We start from the raw sequence: 18,725 nt of genomic DNA, 5'->3' as shown, positions 1-18,725 counted from the left end.
GCCGCCGGTCCCGGTTCGCGTCAAACGTAGCGGTTGACGATATTCTCCAGATATTCCTGCCGGCCGGACTTCGGCTGCGGCTCGATTTTCTTCTTCACCACGCGCTCGGCGATCTCTTCCAGCGTGCGCTTGCCCAAAAGCATCGCCTTGCCTTCGGCCGATTTCCAGCCGGCGTAGCGCTCCTCCAGCGGGCCGGACAGCGCCTTGTCCTCGATCATCCGCGCCGCTGCCTTCAGGCCGCGTGCGCAGCAATCCATGCCGCCGATATGGGCGATCAAAAGATCCTCGGGGTCGAGCGACTGGCGGCGCAGCTTGGCGTCGAAATTCGTGCCGCCGTTCTTGAAGCCGCCGCCCGACAAGACCTGATAATAGGCCAGCGCCATTTCCGGCACGTTGTTGGGGAACTGGTCGGTGTCCCAGCCGGACTGGTAGTCGTTGCGGTTCATGTCGATCGAGCCGAAGATGCCAAGCGCATTGGCCAGCGCCAGCTCATGCTCGAAGGAGTGCCCGGCGAGAATGGCGTGGCCCTGCTCGATATTGACCTTCACCTCCTTCTCCAGCCCGAAATCCTTGAGGAAGCCGTACACCGTCGCCACGTCGTAGTCATACTGGTGCTTGGTCGGTTCCTGCGGCTTCGGCTCGATCAGGATCGTGCCCTTGAAGCCAATGCGATGCTTGTAGTCCACGACCATGGACAGGAACCGGCCCGCCTGCTCGCGCTCGCGCTTCAGGTCGGTGTTCAGCAGCGTCTCATAGCCTTCGCGCCCACCCCACAGCACATAGTTCTCGCCCTTCAGCCGCTTGGTGACATCGATGCATTTCTTCACCGTCGCCGCCGCATAGGCAAACACATCCGGGTCCGGATTGGTGGCGGCGCCGCCCATGTAGCGGCGGTTGGAGAACAGGTTCGCCGTTCCCCACAGAAGCTTGACGCCCGTTTCCTTCTGCTTCTTCTCGAAAATGTCGACGATCTCGTCCAGGTTTGCGGCGCTCTCGGAGAAATCCCTGCCTTCGGGCCGAACGTCCGCGTCGTGGAAGCAGTAGTAGGGCGCGCCCAAGAGCGAGAACATCTCGAAGGCGACGTCGGCTTTCAGCCGCGCCTTTTCCATGTCGTCATCTTCGCCCCCCTTTGGGAACCACGGCCTGTCGAATGTCTGGCCGCCGAACGGGTCGCCGCCCGGCCAGGCGAAGGAATGCCAATAGGCGATGGCAAAGCGAAGGTGGTCCGCCAGCTTCTTGCCGGCGACCACCTCGTCGGGATTGTAGAAGCGATAGGCAAGCGGATTGGTCGAATCCGGTCCTTCATACTTGATCTTCTTGATGTCGCCGAAGAAGCCGGTGCTCATGCTTGAACTCCCTTGATAGCAGGATAAAGCGCCCGATAGCGCTGGTAGGCATCGGAAAAACTGCCAGTGAGCGCCATGTCGGGCTCGATGGTCTCATCCGTCGAAGGCGGTGCGCAGACAGCGCGCGGATCAGCTCCGGTGGCAGCGATCAGGCCAAGCCGCGCCGCGCCGAAGGCCGCGCCGAAATCGCCGTCCGCCGGCACATCGACCGGAATGCCGAGCGCCGTCGCAATTGCCTTCAGCCAGTAGCGCGAGCGCGAACCGCCACCGATGGCGGTGACGCGATCAAGTTTGGTGCCGGCCTTCTTCAAGGCTTCGAGGCTGTCGCGGAAGGCAAAGGCCACGCCTTCGAGCACGGCCTGCGTCAGCACGGCGCGGCTGGATGCGTGTTCGAGCCCGATGAATGCACCCCGGATGGCAGCGTCGTTGTGCGGCGTGCGCTCGCCGGAAAGATAGGGAAGAAACGTCACGCCGGTCGGCGCTTTCAAGCCGTCGCCAAGCTCGTTCGTAAGCTCGGCGGCATCCTTGCCGGCGATCTCGCAAAGCCAGTTGAGCGAATCCGTCGCCGACAGGATCACGCCCATTTGGTGCCATGTATCCGGCAAAGCGTGGCAGAAGGTGTGCACGGCGCTTTCAGGATTGGGCAGATAAGCGGCGTTCGCCGCGAACAGCACGCCGGATGTTCCAAGCGACACGAAAGCGTGCCCCTCGCCCACCGTGCCCATGCCGCAGGCCGACGCGGCGTTGTCACCCGCGCCGCCGCCAATCGGGATGCCCGCCTGCATGCCCCATTTCGAAGCCAGTTCGGCCCGCAGCGCGCCGGCCCGTTCGGTGCCTTCCACCAGAGTGGGCATATGCTTCTCGTCCAACTCCGTCGCGGCCAGCAGGCCGGACGACCAGCGCCGCTTGCCGACATCGAGCCACGCGGTTCCCGCCGAATCCGACATTTCGGACATATGCTCGCCCGCAAGCCAGAGCCGCAGGTAGTCCTTGGGCAACAGAACCTTTGCCACCTTGGCAAAGGTGTCCGGCTCGTTGTTCTTCACCCACACAAGCTTCGGCGCGGTAAAGCCCGGAAAGACGATATTGCCAGTGAGTTTGCGAAAACGCGGATCCGCATCGAGCCGTGCCGCCTCGGCATGGCTGCGCGTATCGTTCCACAGGATGCAGGGTCTTAGAACCTTGTCCGAGGCGTCGAGCAGCGTTGCCCCGTGCATCTGGCCCGACAGGCCAATTCCCTTGACGGCGGCAAGTTCCTTCGGGTGAGCCGCCTTCAGTTCGGCAATCGCTTCCTCGCAGGCGGCGATCCAGTCGGCGGGGTTCTGCTCGGACCAGCCGTTATGCGGCCGCGATACGTCGAGCGAGCCATGCCCGGCACCAACAGCCTTTTGCCCGGCATCGATCAGCAAGGCCTTCACGCCTGACGTGCCCAGGTCAAGGCCAAGATACATGGACTTCCTCCCGAAAGCAGTGTGCGGAGCGATACGGGACCAATGCCAGGACTGCGCGACCGTTCCGCGCGCTGCCTCCCGCCTCGCAGCCTTTCATATCAAAAAATCGCAAGGCACGAAGCTATTTTTTTCGATATCCGTAAAAAATATTGGAAACCGCAATTTCGAGACTTCAATGTGTCGTCATCACGGGCGTTTGACAGCCGTGCAGCGCCGATGTTGAGTGTGAAGATGCAGCCAGACGAACCCGATGAACTGATCGAAACGATTTTCCGCAACGGCACGCTCACCGTTGTCGGAATCGTGCTGGCTTTCTCGCTCGGCTTCGTCACCCACTGGGCCGCCAACCCCATCCCGTGGCAGCCCGAGGATGGCTTCGCGCTGTTGCCGATCCTTCTCGGCATCGCGCTTCAGATCAAGGCGCTGTCCGAACTGCTCAAGCACCAGTGCCTGAAGAAGCAGCGTTTCGAGCGCGCCAACCGCATCTTCATGACAGGCCTTCTACTGACCAGTGGTGGGGTCGCGCTGGCCATCCTGTTCGACTTCTTCGAAGTTTCGAAGATCGCCAAGCTGGTCGGCTGACGCCTGTCTCAAGAACCTGAGCGGACGGCCATGGTGGCGACGCCGGCGCCGACGAGCAGCGTACCTCCCGCGCGATTGAAGATGCGGATCGCCCTCGGATTGCCGACGAGGCTGCGCGCCCTTGCTGCGACAAGCGCGTAGCCGAAGGCATTGGCGAAGGCGAGCGCGAGGAAAGTGCCCTCGAAAATCATCATCTGGGTCAGGAAATCCGCGTGGCGGTCGATGAACTGCGGCAGGAAGGCGACGAAAAAGGTGATGCTCTTGGGGTTCAGCGCCGTCACCAGCCAGGCATGCGCCATCATCTTTGCCGATGACACGGCATCGGTGCGCGGCTCGGCGTTAAGCGTTCCGCCTGCCCTGAACAGCTTGACGCCGAGATAGATCAGATAGCCCGCGCCAATCAGTTTCAGCACCGTGAACACGGTCGCCGATGCCGCCAGCAGCGCGCCAATGCCCAGCATCGACAGCGTCATGGCGGTGAAGTCGCCAAGCGCGACGCCGACCGACATCGGCAAGGCCGTGCGCCAGCCTTGGCCGAGCGCGTAGGAAACGACAAGAAGGATCGTCGGGCCGGGAATGACCAGCAGGACCATCGAGGCGGCGGTGAAGGCAAGCCAGGCTTCGAACGACATCGTTCTCTCCATCCAAAGAAAAGGATAAATCCCCGCCTTCGCCTTGATGTAAAGACCCCGCATCTAGGATTTCGCCGCTACTCAACCGCATCCGTCGCCAATTGTGGCAACCGGTGGATGTAGCCTTCATGTTTTGTAAACCATAGCTGTCGAAAATGCCTTGCAATGGCCGCCCCTCCGGTTGCGGCACTCCTGTAAGGTTAAGCGTACATGCCTGAGTTGCAGAACAACTTGCCTTCGCCTTTGCCCGGCGAAACCGCTCCCGACGAAGTCTCGGCCTCGCGCCGCGCGCTGCTTCGCGGCATCGGCGCCACCGCGCTGCTCACCGTCGGCGGCTGCACCTCGATGGAATTCCCGGCGCTTGAGCTCGACAGCGGCCCGACCGGGTCGATCCGTTCGCTCAAGCCAGCCATCAGCGTCGACAAGCAGGTGACCAGCCCCGACGTCATGTATGCGGGCCTGACCGATGGCGGCTTCGCCGTGCCGGAAGTGCCCTATCTCAAGGTCGATCCCAAGTTCCGCCGCCAGATCGTCGTCGACCCTACCGGCGAAGCGCCCGGCACCATCGTCGTGCATACGCAGGAGCGCTTCCTCTATCTTGTCCAGCCGGAAGGCGAGGCGATCCGCTACGGCGTCGGCGTCGGCAAGGACGGCTTCCGCTGGTCGGGCCGCGCCAACATCCAGTACGGCAAGGAATGGCCGACATGGACGCCGCCGCGCGAAATGATCGCCCGGAAGCCTGAACTGGTGAAGTGGCAGGGCGGCCAGCCCGGCGGCCTTGAAAATCCGCTCGGCGCGCGCGCGCTCTACATCTACCAGAACAACCAGGACACCGGCTACCGCATCCACGGCTCGCCGGAATGGTGGTCGATCGGCAAGGCGATGTCGTCAGGCTGCGTCAGGCTCATCAACCAGGACATCATCGACCTCTACAGCCGCGTGTCGAAAAAGAACCCGGTCGTCGTGGTATAAAAGGTATTTTTCAACCGATTTAATTTTCTGTTGCGCAGCTTGCCCGGAAGCGCGATTGTGACGACGATTACGCCGGAGACTTGAACCATGTCCGCGACATTCGTCATCGCACAGGGCGGCGGACCGACCGCCGTCATCAACCAGACACTCGTCGGCGCGGCGCTCGAAATCCGCAAGCGTCATAAAGGTGCGCGCGTGCTCGGCGCGCGCCACGGCGTGCGCGGCATCCGCGACGGCGATTATGTCGATCTCACCGACATCCGCGAAGACCAGTTGCGCCTCATCGGCCGCACGCCTTCGTCCGCGCTCGGCTCGACGCGCGACAAGCCGGACGCAGCCTATTGCGATGTCATCCTCAAGGGCCTGCAGAAGGCCGGTGCCGACGCCTTCATCTATATCGGCGGCAACGACACCGCCGGCACCCAGCAGATCCTCGCCGACGCTTCCGGCGGCAGCATCGCGTTCGTCCATGCGCCGAAGACCATCGACAACGACCTGGAGGAAAACGACCACACGCCGGGCTTCATCTCGGCGGCGGAGTTCGTCGCCGGCGCTTTCCTCTCCGTGGACCTCGATTTCCGGGCGCTGCCCGGCATCTATGTCGGCATCGTCATGGGCCGCCACGCCGGCTTCCTCACCGCCGCCTCCGCCGCGTGGCAACTGGACGAAGACAGCGGCCCGCACCTTGTCTATGTCCCCGAACGCGCCTTCGAGGTTGCCCGCTTCGTCGATGATGTCCGCGCCACCCTGGACCGCCACCGGCGCTGCATCGTCGCCGTCTCCGAAGGCGTATCCACCGCCGACGGCAAGGCGCTGGTCGAGAGCCTCGTGCCGCCAGAGCGGCTGGAGCGCGACCAGCACGGCAACGTCAAGCTTTCCGGCAGCGACCTCACCGCAGCACTGGAACAGGCGCTCGCAACGCATCTGCCCGGCAAACGCGCCCGCGTCGATGCGCTCGGCTACATGCCGCGCGGCTATGTCGGCGCCATCAACGCGGTCGACAGCGAAGAAGCCTTCAAGGCAGGCGCATTCGCGGCAGCCGTCGCTGGCGAAGGCGGCGGCTCGGTCGCGCTGCAGTTCGACGGCCACCAGACCGTGCTGAAAAAGGTGCCGCTCGACCACGTCGCCGGCAAGACGCGCCACATGCCGCCCGACTTCATGCAGGCCGACGCCAACCGTCTCGCGCAACCGGCCTATGATTATCTGAAGCGTCTGGTCCCGGCCAAATACCAGGTCGGGCGGCCATTCGTCTGATGGCGGGCTGGTTCGCAAAGAAGCATGTTGATGCGGTCACCACGCACCTGACCGAGCCATACGTCAACGACTATTTGCGCGCCAACATCTGGCATGTCGCAGGCCGCGACGCCGACCTGCTCATCGATACCGGCATGGGCATCTGCCCGCTCGCGCCGGAAATTGCGACGCCCGCCGGCAAACCGCTGATCGTCGTCGCCACCCACATCCATCTCGACCATATCGGCTCGATGCACGAGTTCGAACATCGCGCCGGGCCAGCCTACAGCGCGGCCGAATTCGAACGGATGGGCGACGCCGCCACCTACGCAGACTTTTTCCGCGACATGGAAGCCCCCGTATCGCAACTGCCCGAACCGGGTTGGACCGCCGGAAACTACGCCATCAAGCCTGCGCCGCTGACGCGTGCGCTCAGCGAAGGCGACAGCGTCGATCTCGGCGACCGCCGGTTCACCGTGCTGCATCTGCCCGGTCATTCGCCGGACTCCATTGCACTTTTCGATCAGACCGACGGCACGCTGTTCAGCGGCGACGCCATCTATGACGATACGCTGATCGACGACCTGCCGGACTCCGACCGCGCCGCCTATCGCAACACAATGCAGCGCCTCACCGACCTGCCGATCCGCATCGGCCACGGCGGCCACGGGCCGAGCTTCAGCCGCGATCGCATGCGCGAAATCGCCTCGAATTACCAGCAGCGGACGGCCGATCTTTAGGTCAGGTCACACTCGGAAGGATGGCCCCTCATCTGGCTGCCGCCATCTTCTCCCCGTGAAGAACGGGGAGAAGAGACGCCACCGCAACCTCTCAGAATCCCCTCTCCCCGCTTGCGGGGAGAGGGTAAGGGTGAGGGGCGCCCCTCAGCCGACGGCTTCGTCCCAGCCGCTCACGGCCTTCACCTCGAGGAAATCCTCCAGCCCCCACTTGCCGCCTTCGCGGCCAAGGCCAGACTGTTTGTAGCCGCCGAACGGGCTGCCAAAAGGACGGCTCGTGCCATTGATCTGCACCATGCCGGCGCGCAGCTTGCGGGCCACGCGCTGCGCCTTCACCTTGTCGCCGGATTGCACATAGGCGGCGAGCCCATAGGGCGTGTCGTTGGCGATTGCCACCGCGTCGTCCTCGGTGTCGAACGGGATCATCGCCAGCACCGGGCCGAAGATTTCCTCGCGCGCGATGGTCATGTCGTTGTTCACATCGGCAAAGATGGTCGGGCGCACATAGTAGCCGCGGTTGAAACCTTCCGGCCGCCCAAGCCCGCCCGCCACCACGCGCGCGCCTTCCTTGATGCCTTTTTCGATCAGGCTCTGCACCTTGGTGAACTGCACCTCGGAAGACAGCGGTCCGATATGATTGCCGTCGTCTGCCGGATTACCGACCTTCACGGTCGCGGCGACATCGGCGGCAATGCCCACGGCGCGATCATAGACCGGGCGTTCGACCAGCATGCGGGTCGGTGCGTTGCACGACTGGCCGGTGTTGTTGAAGCAGTGGCGCACGCCGCGCTTGATCGCCGCCTCGAGGTCGCTGTCGGCAAAGACGATGTTGGGCGACTTGCCGCCCAGCTCCAGCGCAACGCGCTTGATCGTCTCCGACGCCGCCTTGGCAACGGCAATGCCGGCGCGGGTCGAACCGGTGAACGACATCATGTCGATGCCGGGATGGCGCGACATCGCCTCGCCCACGCCCGGCCCATCGCCATTGACCATGTTGAACACACCGGCCGGGAAATCCGCAGCCTCCATGATCTCGGCGAAGACCACGGACGAGATCGGCGCGATCTCCGAAGGCTTCAGCACCACGGTGCAGCCTGCCGCAAGCGCCGGCACCACCTTCAGCGTCACCTGGTTCATCGGCCAGTTCCACGGCGTGATCAGCCCGCACACGCCGATCGGCTCATGCACGATGTGCTCTGCGCGGTTGTCGTCGCTCAGCGGCGTCTCGAACTTGTAGTCCTCCAGCGTCCGGATGAACGCCTCGATATGGCCTGCGCCGCTTGCCGCCTGCGATTCGAAGGCAAGCTTGATCGGCGCGCCCATCTCGTCTGAAATCGCCTTGGCCATGTCGCCCATGCGGGTCTTGTAGACCTTGAGCAGGCGCTCGAGCGCTGCCAACCGTTCTTCGCGGGTCGTCACGCTCCAGCTTTCAAAGGCGCGTCGCGCCGCGTCCACGGCCTTGTCGACATCCGCCGCCGAACCCATGGAGATCACGGCAAAGGCTTGCTCGTCAGCCGGGTTGATGACCTCCAGCTCCTTTGCCACCACCGGAGCGACCCATTTTCCATCGATGAAGAAATCCGTCTTGCGCAGCATCGTCCAGCTCCTTTGTCGCGGTGGCCGGGCACCGGCCGGGCGGCTTTCTAGCGCCTCTTTGCGCCGGCGCTCAAGCCTCAACGGGCAGGATATGTGGGGCCAGTCCATGCCGAACACGCTTTTGGCCACCCAAATGCGTGCCCAAGCACCAATGACGGCAGAGAAATTTTCGACGAAAATTTCATGCCAGGTAAAATCAAATGCAACATTAGCCGGCTTTTGTTGACGGTGTGTCCAAGACGGTGTGAACGAGAAAGTGGGAACCTCGCTTTTCGTCCAAGCGGCATTTCATTCATCATATTGATATTACTTGAAAAACTTGATTGCTAAGCAGTCATTTCATATGTTCAAGAGGTATTGGATTAGTCCAGGTATGAACAATTTCGTGATTGGCAAGCCAGCCTATCCCCACCCACATCGGGGAGGTCCAAACGACGCAAAAATCCTCCCAAGGAAACGCCGCTAGATGGACGGATGTTTTAAAATCTGGAGTACTTGAAATGAAGAAGATTGCTCTCGCCGCCGCCGCCATTCTTGCCGTCACCGGCGCCTCCTTTGCCGGCAGCGACCACTATGGTTCCGATGCGGTCAACAACCCGCCGGTTTCGACCAATGTCGACAGCGGCTACACCGCTTCGGTCAACGCTGGTTCGAATGGTTACGTGGTGAAGTCCAACACCGCTGCAGAACAGCGCCTGGGCGGCAACAGCTAATAGCCGGCCGAGAATACCCAAAGAGCGGCGGGCTTACCGCCGCTCTTTTATTATCTGCGCATGCAACCCTTGTCTCAGGCGGCTTCGGCCACCGCATCGGCATGAGCGAACGAGCGGCCTGCACCGTCGAAAATGTGCAGGTCCTCCGCATTGGCGTTCAGCTTCAAAGTACTGCCGCGCTTGACCTCGACATTGCCGGGAAGCTTCGCCACCAGAGGCTGGTCGCCGCGCCCGATGTCGATATAGACAAGCTGCACTTCGCCCAGCTGCTCGACGTAGTCGACCTTGCCCTCGAACAGATAATCCTTGCCGTTGGCGACGAACAAATCCTCGGGCCGCACGCCGAAGCTGATGGCCGCACCCTTGGCGGCGCCCTGTGACGCGATCGGCACCGTGGCCTTACGCCCATCGACATGATCCACCACCGTCGTCTTGCCCGCCGTGACGATGGTCGCCGGCAAGATATTCATCGCCGGGGAACCGATGAACTGCGCCACGAACAGGTTGCCCGGCTTCTTGTAGAGGTCCATCGGCGTGCCGACCTGCTCGATGTGACCATCCTTCAACACGACGATGCGGTCCGCCAATGTCATCGCCTCGACCTGGTCGTGGGTGACATAGATCATCGTCGTGTCGGGCATGGATTCCTTCAGCTTGGCGATCTCGATGCGGGTTGCCACGCGCAGCGCCGCGTCGAGGTTCGACAGCGGCTCATCGAACAAAAAGACCTTGGGGTTGCGCACGATGGCGCGGCCGATGGCGACGCGCTGGCGCTGGCCGCCGGACATGGCGCGCGGCAGGCGATCGAGGTACTTGGTCAGTTGCAGGATCTCAGCCGCCTGCTTCACGCGCCGGTCGATCTCGGCCTTGTCTTCCTTGGCGATCTTCATGCCGAAGGCCATGTTGTCGTAGACCGTCATGTGCGGATAAAGCGCATAGGACTGGAACACCATGGCGATGCCGCGCTTCGACGGCGGCACGTCGTTGACCCGCTCGCCAGCGATGTTGAGTTCGCCAGACGTAATTTCCTCAAGCCCGGCAATGGTCCGCAACAGCGTGGATTTCCCGCAACCCGACGGCCCGACGAAAACGATGAACTCGCCCGACTTGATGTCGAGGTCGATGCCGTGAAGGATATGCACGCTTCCGTAGGACTTCTTCACTTGCCTGAGCGTCAGATCGGCCATGATTTCCTCCCGTAAACTTCTGAACCCTGATTAAGCAACCCGCCCGAACCAGGCACCGTAACCGCCAAGCCGCACCTTGCCCTTCGCCGCCTGCCCGGACAGGCCATGCCCGGACAATGGTTGCAGCGCATGCCCCGCACCCAGATCGACCTCGGCCGGCTTGCTGCCAAGATTGAAGGCGCACACGATCTGCTCGTTGCCCTCGCGGCGGGTGAAAACGACCGCATCGCCGTCGCCTGCAAGGAATTCGATATCGCCCTTGGCAAAGGCAGGATGCGCGCTGCGGAACGCCAGGAAACGGCGATAGTGTTCCAGCAGCGATGCCTCGTCGCCCTGCTGCCTACTAACGGCGGCGGCCAGATGCTCGCGCGGCACCGGCAGCCAGGGCCTGGCCGTCGAGAAGCCGCCGTTTGCCGCATTTTCGTCCCACACCATCGGCGTGCGGCAGCCGTCGCGGCCCTTGAACTCCGGCCAGAAGCGGATGCCGTAGGGGTCTTGCAAATCCTCGAAGGCAAGGTTTGCTTCGGTCAGGCCGAGCTCCTCGCCCTGATAGAGGCAGACAGATCCGCGCAGCGACATCAAAAGCGCCGACACTACCTTGAGATAGGCCGTCGGATCGACTTCGCCCGCTGCCCAGCGCGAAGCGTGGCGCATCACATCGTGGTTGGAAAACGCCCAGCACGACCAGCCATCGGTCGCCACCTTGCCGAAGCTTTCCAGAACGCCGCGCACCTTGGCGGCGCTGATCTTTTCGGGCGCGAGGAAGTCGAAGGAATAGCACATGTGGACACGCTTTTCACCCGCCGTATAGGCCGCCACGACCTCAAGCCCGCGCTGCGAATCGCCAACCTCGCCGACGGCGGCAGCCGCCGGATACTCGTCGAGCAAGGCCCGGAAGCGTTCAAGGAAGCCGACATTCTCGGGCTGGCTCTTGTCGTAGAGGTGGTCCTGGTAGTTGTAGGGATTGACCGCCGGCGCGGTCTGGTCGTTGCGCTGTTCGGGCGGCAGGGCCGGGTTGTCCTCCAGACCCCTGGAATGGAAATAGAAATTGATGGTGTCGAGGCGAAAGCCATCGACGCCGCGATCCAGCCAGAAGCGCGTCACGTCCAGCAACGCGTCCTGAACCTCCCTGTTGTGGAAGTTAAGGTCGGGCTGCTCCGACAGGAAATTGTGCAGGTAATATTGCTGGCGGCGGGTATCCCATTGCCAGGCCGAGCCGCCGAAGATCGACAGCCAGTTGTTGGGCGGGCTGCCGTCCGGCTTGGCATCGGCCCACACATACCAGTCGGCCTTCGCATTGGTGCGGCTGGCGCGGCTTTCCTTGAACCAGGGATGGTCGTCGGCGGTGTGCGAAATCACCTCGTCGATCATCACCTTGAGACCCAACCGATGCGCCTCGGCCACCAGCGCATCGAAATCCGCCAGCGTCCCGAACATCGGATCGACGTCGCAATAGTCGGTGACGTCGTAGCCGAAGTCGCGCATCGGCGACTTGAAAAAGGGCGATATCCAGATCGCATCGACGCCGAGGCCCGCAATGTACGGCAGTCTCTGGATGATGCCCTTGAGGTCGCCGATGCCGTCGCCGTTCGAGTCCTGATAGCTGCGCGGATAGATCTGGTAGATCACCGCGCCGCGCCACCAGTCGCGGTTCACGGCTACTTCGGGGACTGATTTCAGTGCTGACTTCATCATGACCGGCTCGAAATGTGGACGACGGTCCGCTTTGGACCCCCCTCTGGCCTGCCGGCCATCTCCCCCTCAAGGGGGGAGATCGGCGACACGACACTCCGTGCCGATCCTACAAGGTTGGCTACTGAGGATACCCGACCATTCAAGCAATCTCCACCCTTGAGGGGGAGATGGCCGGCAGGCCAGAGGGGGGTAAAAGACATCAAATCAGCCTCCCTTGACCGAGCCGGCGAGAAGGCCGCGCACGAAGTAGCGTTGCAGTGAGAAGAACACGATCAGCGGCACGATGATGGTGACGAAGGCCGAGGTGGTCAGGATTTCCCAGTCGCCGCCGCGCGAACCCAGGAGCGCATTCAGCTTGGCGGTCAGCACGATCTGGTCTGCCTCGGTGCCGAGGAACACCATCGCCACCAGAAGGTCGTTCCACACCCACAGGAACTGGAAGATGGCGAACGAGGCCAGCACAGGGAACGACAGCGGCAGCACGATCTTGACGAATATCTCGAAGTCGCTGGCGCCGTCGATGCGCGCCGATTCCATGATTTCGCGCGGCAGGCCGGCGATATAGCTGCGCAGCAGGTAGATGGCGAAAGGCAGGCCGAAGCCGGTATGCGCCAGCCAGATACCGAGATAGGTTTTCACCGGCACGCCGAAGAAGACGCCGACGCCATTGTAAAGCTTGAGCAGCGGGATCAGCGACATCTGCAGCGGCACGACGAGCAGGCCGATGATGACGGCGATCAAAAGCGCCCGTCCCGGAAAGCGCATCCAGGCCAGCGCATAGGCGGCGAAGGCCGCAATCAGGATCGGGATCACCGTGGCCGGGATCGTCACCGTCAGCGAATTCATGAACGAGCGGCCGATGCCTTCGGAAAACAGCACCGTCTGGTAGTTTTCGGTAGTGAAGCGCGGCGGCGTCGAGGCAGCGTAGTAGACGCGCTGGCCGCGCGTGCCTTCCAGCTTCACCGGCGAGGTCAGCACATAGGAGCCGTCTTCGTTGACCTGCAGCGTCACGCCGTCGTTGAGTTCCGCGACCGAGCCTGCCTCGTACTTGGTCGGTTCCTGCGAGCGCACGCCGAAGGCCGACAGCGTCGCGGCGTTCCCCGCCTCGAACAGATTGCCCATGATCAGGAACTTGCCGTCCTTCTCGACCTGGTCGGCCGCCGTTCCAAGCCGCCCCGCACCGGTCTGGCTCGAGGTCGAGAACGAATTCCACCAGCCGGAGGCGATGATCTGGTCCTTGTCGCGCAGGGACGAGACCAAGATGCCGAGCGTCGGGATCGTCCAGATGACGACGAAGACAAGCACCGCGAGATGGACGCCGAAACGGCCGATGAAGGATTTTCCGGTCGAACCAGCCATCAGACCATCCCCAGTTTGGTTTGCATCACTCTGCCGGCGGCAATTTGCGGCAAGGTCGAGGGGTTTGGCGAAGGTCGTAGCGGGCCTACGGCCGAGCCGAAGCCCGAAGGATTTGACGCAAATTGACCCGGCCCTTCGGGTTTTCTGTCGGCGGACGCCAACTTTGCCGGCTTGCTTGGCCGATGTCCCGCATCGGCCTTCGCAAGCCTTCGCGTCGGTCGCCGCGCCGACAGCGAAACAGAATTGGTGCAAACCAAGCTGGGCATGGTCTAATGCCCTCCCGTCTCGCGGTTGGCCTGGCGTATGTTCCAGATCATGATCGGGATCACCGCGATCATGATGATGATCGCAATGGTCGCGCCACGGCCGAAATCGCCGCCGCCACGGAACATCCAGTCGAACATGAGATTGGCGAGCACCTGGCTGTTCCACTGGCCGTTGGTCATGGTCAAGACTATGTCGAAGACCTTCAGCACGAGGATGGTGATGGTGGTCCACACCACCGCAATCGTGCCCCAGATCTGCGGGATCATGATCTTCCAGAAAATCTGGAACGGGCTTGCCCCGTCGATCACCGCAGCCTCCAGCGTTTCCTCGGGAATGCCGCGCAACGCCGACGACAGGATCACCATGGCAAAGCCGGTCTGGATCCAGATCAGGATCACCATCAGAAAGAAATTGTTCCAGAAGGGGATCGAAATCCACACCTGCGGCGCGCCGCCGAAATACTGAACGATGGCGTTGAGGATGCCGATCTGCACCTGGCCTTCGCCGCGATACTCGTAGATGAACTTCCAGATCACGCTGGCGCCGACAAACGAGATCGCCAGCGGCAAAAAGATCAGGCTCTTGGCGATGGTTCCCCACCAGATGCGGTCGGTCAAAACCGCGATCACCAGACCGAGGAAAGTGCAGGCCGCCGGCACAACCGCCAGCCACAAGATGTTGTTGAGGATGGAATTGCGGAACTCGCGGTCGCCGAAGGCCCACGCATAATTGGCGAAGCCGACGAAATTCTCGCCGCCGCGGTCCATGAACGAGAGCCTGAGCGTCTCGATGACCGGATAGATCAGGTAGATCGTCAGGATCAGAAGCGCCGGGCCGACGAACAGCCACGGCCGCACCAGTCCTTGCCGGCGCAGATTGTCGACAGCCGCAGCGCCTGCCACGCCGCGCGAGGGGAAGATCATGTCGAGCAGCTTGTTGGCGCCCCAGAAATAGGCGACGCAACCGCCGACACCGACAACAATGACGAAAATGGCCGAGAAAATCTGCGCTGCCATGGGTTCCTCCCCCGAGAGCCGATTCTTTTCCGGTCGGGACACTTGCCTGCCCCGCCCCATTGTCGTGCAGCCGGCACGCGCGGGCAGCCAGCAGGTGCCGCGTCAGGCTGCCCCAAGTTTCACGCTATGCCGCCTTTCCCCACTGGCCCGGGCCTTCGACGGTCCGGGCCAGCGCGCCTGGGAGGCTGCGTCCGCCCCGCGCCCTTTGCGAGTCTTTACTTGATGGCGTCCCAGCTTTTCTGGATGTCGGTCGCCACCGCCTCGGCCGGCTTGCCGCCGACCAGATCGACCATGCCGGTCCAGAACGAGCCTGCACCGATCTTGCCGGGCATCAGGTCGGAACCGTCGAAGCGGAAGGTCGTGGCATTGGCCAGGATCTCGCCCTGCTTCTTCAGCGCATCCGATCCGTAGGCCTCGGTGTTCGCGCCCTTGAACGGGGTCACGAAGCTCTTCTGCGCCATCCACAATTCATGCGCGAGCGGCATTTCAAGGAACTTGATGAATTCGCGCGCGGCCTTGGAATCCTTGGTGATCATTACCAGCGTGCCGGCGCCCAGAACCGGCTGGCCGAGTTCCGGCTTGGAGGCATAGGGCGGATAATAGAAGAAGTCCGCATCGACGCCGAGTTCCGTCCCCTCGGGGAAGAAGGAGGGAATGAACGATGCCTGATGGTGCATGTAGCACTTCGGCGGCACCGTGAAGAGGCCCTTGGGGCTGTCGCGGAAATCGGTCGCCGCAACCGCTGCCGCGCCGCCGTCGACCATCTTGTCGTCGGTCGCGATCTTGCCGAAGATGTCGATGGCGTTGACCACCGCCGGATCGTTGAACGGAATCTCGTTCTTCACCCACTTGTCATAGGTTTCGGGCGGCTGCGTGCGCAGCATGATGTCTTCCACCCAGTCGGTCGCCGGCCAGCCGGTCGCGCCGCCGGAGCCAAGCCCGATGCACCACGGCTTGCCGCCGTCGGCAACGATCTTCTGCTCAAGGGCGGCCAGATCCTCCTGCGTCTTGGGAACCTCGTAGCCGGCTTCCTCGAAATTGTCGGGCGAATACCAGACCAGCGACTTCACGTCGGCCTTGTAGGGGAAAGCGTAGTAGCCCGGCGTGCCGTCCTTGCCCTTGTAGGTGCCGAGATCGACCCAGGACTGGCCCGCGCCGTAATTGTCCTTCACCCAGGTGGCGACGTCGTCGCCAAGCGGCGTCAGCAGCCCCTTGGATGCAAGATCCTGGATGAGGCCCGGCTGCGGCAGGATGGCGATGTTGGGCGGGCTGCCGGCCTGCGTGTCGATGACGATCTGCTGTTCATAGTTTTCCGAAGAGGAATATTTCAGCTCCACGCCGGTGGCTTCGACGAAATACGCCAGCACCGAACGCACCAGGTCCTCGTCCTCGCCGCGCCACGGCCCGAAAATGGTCAGCGTCTCGCCCTTGAGGTCGACCTTCTTCAGCTCGTCGAAATTCGCCCAGTGGAACTTCTGGTCCTCGCCCGGCTTGAACTTCAGCTCAGCATGCGCGGGCAGGCTCCATGCCAGCGCGGCAAGGGCCGCGCCCGTCAAAAGCATCTTCTTCATCGGCTTCCTCCCAATGGTGCAAGATATCGTGCGGAACCTCCATTCCGCGCGCCGAGGCTGCTTTGCCGCCTTCAAGGCCAGAACCTGACTCTTTGAAGGCAATTTCAAAGCGCTTTGGTTCTGCTTATCTCGTCACTGAATCGGTGGAGAGTCAAGACGCTTAAACACTAATCGATTTAATTTTCCTCGACATTGCCATAATTCTGCACTGCATCATGCAATTTTGCGCCGCAGCAACGGTTCTGCCTTCCTTCGACCGATCGCCGCGCCTATTGTTAAGCGGAGCACACTCGGGCTTTTTGGTCGAGTTTTTAAAGCGCTTTGGATTTCGGAGACAGGTTCTTGAACCTCAAACAGTTGTCGCAGATGCTGGCGCTTTCGCAGACGACGGTGAGCCGGGCGCTGAACGGCTACCCGGAGGTCAACGAGGAAACGCGCCGGCGGGTGATGGACGCCGCCAAGCGGCATGGCTACCGCCCGAACCCGAGCGCGCGGCGGCTCGCCACCGGCAAGACCGGCATGATCGGCTACGTGCTGCCGACCGGCGCCAGCGTCGATATCGACCCGCATTTCGTCGAATTCCTGTCCGGCCTCGGCGACTATGCGCGCTCGCACGAACTCGACCTGGTCCTGTCGCCCGCCGATGCCGAAGACCAGGAAACCACCTACCGCCGCATCGTGGCGAACAAGCAGGTCGATGCCGTCTATATCTCCTCGCCCCGTCCTGCCGACCGCCGCATCGCGCTTCTCCATGCGCTCGGCATTCCCTTCATCGTGCATGGCCGCAGCGACGGCCATGAGTTCGACTATTCCTATATCGACATCGACAATGAGGGTGCCTTCCGCGAAGCGACGCGGCTGCTGCTGCAGCTTGGCCACCGGCGCATCGCGCTGATCAACGGCGATATGAGGGAAACCTTCGCCATCCATCGCGAGCAAGGCGTGCGGCGCGCGCTCGCCGGCGACGGCCTCTCGCTCGACGAGCGCCATATCCTCTCGATGACAATGACCGAGGAGAACGGCTACCGGGCGGCGCGACGGCTGCTCGAAAGCGCCGATGCGCCGACAGCCATCCTCTGCTCCAGTCTCATCATGGCGCTCGGCGTCGTGCGGGCAGCGCGCGACCTTGCCGTCAGCATTCCGGGCGACGTCTCGCTGATCGCTCATGACGACGTTTTTCCGTGGCTGAGACCCGAGAACTTCTCCGTGCCGCTCGCCACCACCCGCTCCTCGATCCGGGCAGCCGGCGCGCGGGTGGCGGAGCGGCTGGCGGCCCGCATTTCAGGACTCGAAAGCGGGTCGCGCGGGGAAGTGTGGCCGGTCGATCTCGTCGTGCGCAGCTCCGTCGCCGGCGTGCCGCGCTGACACTGGCGAAATCGGGCGTAGAAGCGTATGATAACATCACGATTCACGGCACTTTCTACATGAGACCCTCATGGCGCCATACGGTATTGCAAGGCATTTATTAAAGTATATTACTATTCCTTTCTTTGCTATTCTTTATTTAAATATAGAAAAACTTGCAGAGAGACATGGATGGGATGGATTACTATCATGGTTATGGGAGTTATATACACCAACTCCGTATAAATATCTTACCCAACCTTGGGCTTTAAACACAGCGATTGCTGTCGTGGCCTTTGCTGCCGGATTTTGGCTAGATACTATAGTGCGGAAATCTGAACTAAAAAAACAGACTTTTGATATAGATCGACGAGCACTGGCAAATACAGCCGACAAACTTGCTGAGAAAATATCTGCTTTGATAGCGGAATTTGAGGCGGAGCGAATCAAAGCTTGGCAAGAGGTGAGAACTACAACTTGGACAGGCGGCGAATACCCTCATAGTGACCGAGAAACGAATGCTGAGATAAGAATGGTCGAACGTTACAGTGAGAGATACAACAGCGACGTATTGCAGTTGCTTGAAAAAGCGGATCTGGCTGTTCATCTGGACAAGACGGTAGGTTGGCAGATCCGCCGAGATGGCGTGAGCAGGTCCGACATATCGCAACTGCCACTGCTACTCACAAAGATTTCGGTCGCTTTACAAGACCCATCAAACGTCAAGCAGAATGTCAGTTCGGTGCCACCAGAGCATAGATTATCCGGGTCGAAACGCGCTGTGAGATAGATTGCGTTCCGGCAGATGTGGTTACCTGGAGAATATTTGCCTAGGAAACCCATCCTCTTCACTCCCCAAACCCTTGATCCCACTCACTTCCTACAAAAACCTTCACCTCACTTTTCCCACCCTCTGCCACCTCCCGCATAATCCGTCCCATCGCTCTTGCGGGAACCGGCTGCGCACCGGGCAACGGTCAGGGCGGCGGTGACCTCCCCCCATTGGTTCGGCCCAATGGACCCG

General features: G+C 61.9%; 16 protein-coding genes. 7 read left to right on the top strand and 9 right to left on the bottom strand.

The annotated features are described in order from the left end of the window. Positions 1-20: 20 nt before the first annotated feature. Positions 21-1,346, bottom strand: a complete 1,326-nt coding sequence (gene xylA / locus ASD50_RS12350) for a xylose isomerase (RefSeq protein WP_056241303.1) — start codon at positions 1,344-1,346, stop codon at positions 21-23. Continuing rightward, a complete protein-coding gene (gene xylB / locus ASD50_RS12345) occupies positions 1,343-2,797 on the bottom strand; it encodes a xylulokinase (RefSeq protein WP_056241299.1) in 1,455 nt (484 codons plus the stop codon). The genes xylA and xylB overlap by 4 nt, the downstream gene beginning before the upstream one ends. A gap of 231 nt (positions 2,798-3,028) precedes the next feature. Between xylB and ASD50_RS12340 the strand changes: the two genes are divergently transcribed. Beyond that, positions 3,029-3,379, top strand: a complete 351-nt coding sequence (locus ASD50_RS12340) for a hypothetical protein (protein ID WP_056241583.1) — start codon at positions 3,029-3,031, stop codon at positions 3,377-3,379. Positions 3,380-3,387: 8 nt separating this feature from the next. Here the strand turns inward: ASD50_RS12340 and ASD50_RS12335 are convergent, their stop codons facing one another. Then, positions 3,388-4,011, bottom strand: coding sequence for a LysE family translocator (locus ASD50_RS12335; RefSeq protein WP_056241580.1), 624 nt, complete (start codon positions 4,009-4,011; stop codon positions 3,388-3,390). Positions 4,012-4,221: 210 nt separating this feature from the next. Here ASD50_RS12335 and ASD50_RS12330 point away from each other — a divergent pair, with 210 nt between their 5' ends. From ASD50_RS12330 to ASD50_RS12320, 3 genes are all read left to right on the top strand, one after another. After that, positions 4,222-4,983 carry a L,D-transpeptidase gene (locus tag ASD50_RS12330; RefSeq protein WP_056241296.1) on the top strand — a complete coding sequence of 254 codons (762 nt, stop codon included), beginning with the start codon at positions 4,222-4,224 and terminating at the stop codon, positions 4,981-4,983. Between the two features lie 87 nt (positions 4,984-5,070). Continuing rightward, positions 5,071-6,237, top strand: a complete 1,167-nt coding sequence (locus ASD50_RS12325) for a diphosphate--fructose-6-phosphate 1-phosphotransferase (RefSeq protein ID WP_056241293.1) — start codon at positions 5,071-5,073, stop codon at positions 6,235-6,237. Next, positions 6,237-6,956 carry an MBL fold metallo-hydrolase gene (locus tag ASD50_RS12320; protein WP_056241289.1) on the top strand — a complete coding sequence of 240 codons (720 nt, stop codon included), beginning with the start codon at positions 6,237-6,239 and terminating at the stop codon, positions 6,954-6,956. The genes ASD50_RS12325 and ASD50_RS12320 overlap by 1 nt, the downstream gene beginning before the upstream one ends. A 144-nt stretch (positions 6,957-7,100) precedes the next feature. On the opposite strand, the gene ASD50_RS12315 is transcribed toward ASD50_RS12320, so the two are convergent. Further along, on the bottom strand, positions 7,101-8,549 hold the full coding sequence (locus tag ASD50_RS12315; protein WP_056241286.1) for an aldehyde dehydrogenase family protein: 1,449 nt from the start codon (positions 8,547-8,549) through the stop codon (positions 7,101-7,103). A gap of 500 nt (positions 8,550-9,049) precedes the next feature. Here ASD50_RS12315 and ASD50_RS12310 point away from each other — a divergent pair, with 500 nt between their 5' ends. Beyond that, positions 9,050-9,262, top strand: a complete 213-nt coding sequence (locus ASD50_RS12310) for a DUF680 domain-containing protein (RefSeq protein WP_056241282.1) — start codon at positions 9,050-9,052, stop codon at positions 9,260-9,262. 74 nt (positions 9,263-9,336) lie between these two features. Here ASD50_RS12310 and ASD50_RS12305 read toward each other — a convergent pair whose 3' ends face one another. The 5 genes from ASD50_RS12305 to ASD50_RS12285 all read right to left on the bottom strand — a co-directional run bounded on the left by ASD50_RS12305 (position 9,337) and on the right by ASD50_RS12285 (position 16,357). Next, entirely contained in the window at positions 9,337-10,449 is a 1,113-nt protein-coding gene (locus tag ASD50_RS12305; protein ID WP_056241278.1) for an ABC transporter ATP-binding protein, read from the bottom strand. A gap of 30 nt (positions 10,450-10,479) precedes the next feature. Beyond that, positions 10,480-12,141, bottom strand: a complete 1,662-nt coding sequence (locus tag ASD50_RS12300; RefSeq protein ID WP_056241574.1) for an alpha-glucosidase — start codon at positions 12,139-12,141, stop codon at positions 10,480-10,482. A 207-nt stretch (positions 12,142-12,348) separates the two neighbouring features. Beyond that, on the bottom strand, positions 12,349-13,503 hold the full coding sequence (locus ASD50_RS12295) for a carbohydrate ABC transporter permease (RefSeq protein ID WP_056241276.1): 1,155 nt from the start codon (positions 13,501-13,503) through the stop codon (positions 12,349-12,351). Positions 13,504-13,772: 269 nt separating this feature from the next. Then, entirely contained in the window at positions 13,773-14,786 is a 1,014-nt protein-coding gene (locus tag ASD50_RS12290; protein WP_056241271.1) for a carbohydrate ABC transporter permease, read from the bottom strand. A 215-nt stretch (positions 14,787-15,001) separates the two neighbouring features. Beyond that, positions 15,002-16,357, bottom strand: coding sequence for an ABC transporter substrate-binding protein (locus tag ASD50_RS12285; RefSeq protein ID WP_056241268.1), 1,356 nt, complete (start codon positions 16,355-16,357; stop codon positions 15,002-15,004). 342 nt (positions 16,358-16,699) lie between these two features. On the opposite strand from ASD50_RS12285, the gene ASD50_RS12280 reads away from it, so the two are divergent. Then, positions 16,700-17,722 (top strand): substrate-binding domain-containing protein, encoded by a 1,023-nt coding sequence (locus ASD50_RS12280; RefSeq protein ID WP_056241265.1) that lies wholly within the window; start codon positions 16,700-16,702, stop codon positions 17,720-17,722. 70 nt (positions 17,723-17,792) lie between these two features. Further along, the gene (locus ASD50_RS23105; RefSeq protein ID WP_156465055.1) at positions 17,793-18,491 is read left to right on the top strand and encodes a hypothetical protein; all 699 of its coding nucleotides are present in this window, start codon (positions 17,793-17,795) and stop codon (positions 18,489-18,491) included. Positions 18,492-18,725 lie beyond the last annotated feature (234 nt).

Origin of the sequence: Mesorhizobium sp. Root552 (genome assembly GCF_001427285.1) — a bacterium.
Taxonomy (GTDB): Bacteria; Pseudomonadota; Alphaproteobacteria; order Rhizobiales; family Rhizobiaceae; genus Mesorhizobium.
The sequence above is the reverse complement of the archived record's forward strand: the minus strand, read 5'-3'. Positions and strand labels throughout refer to the sequence as shown.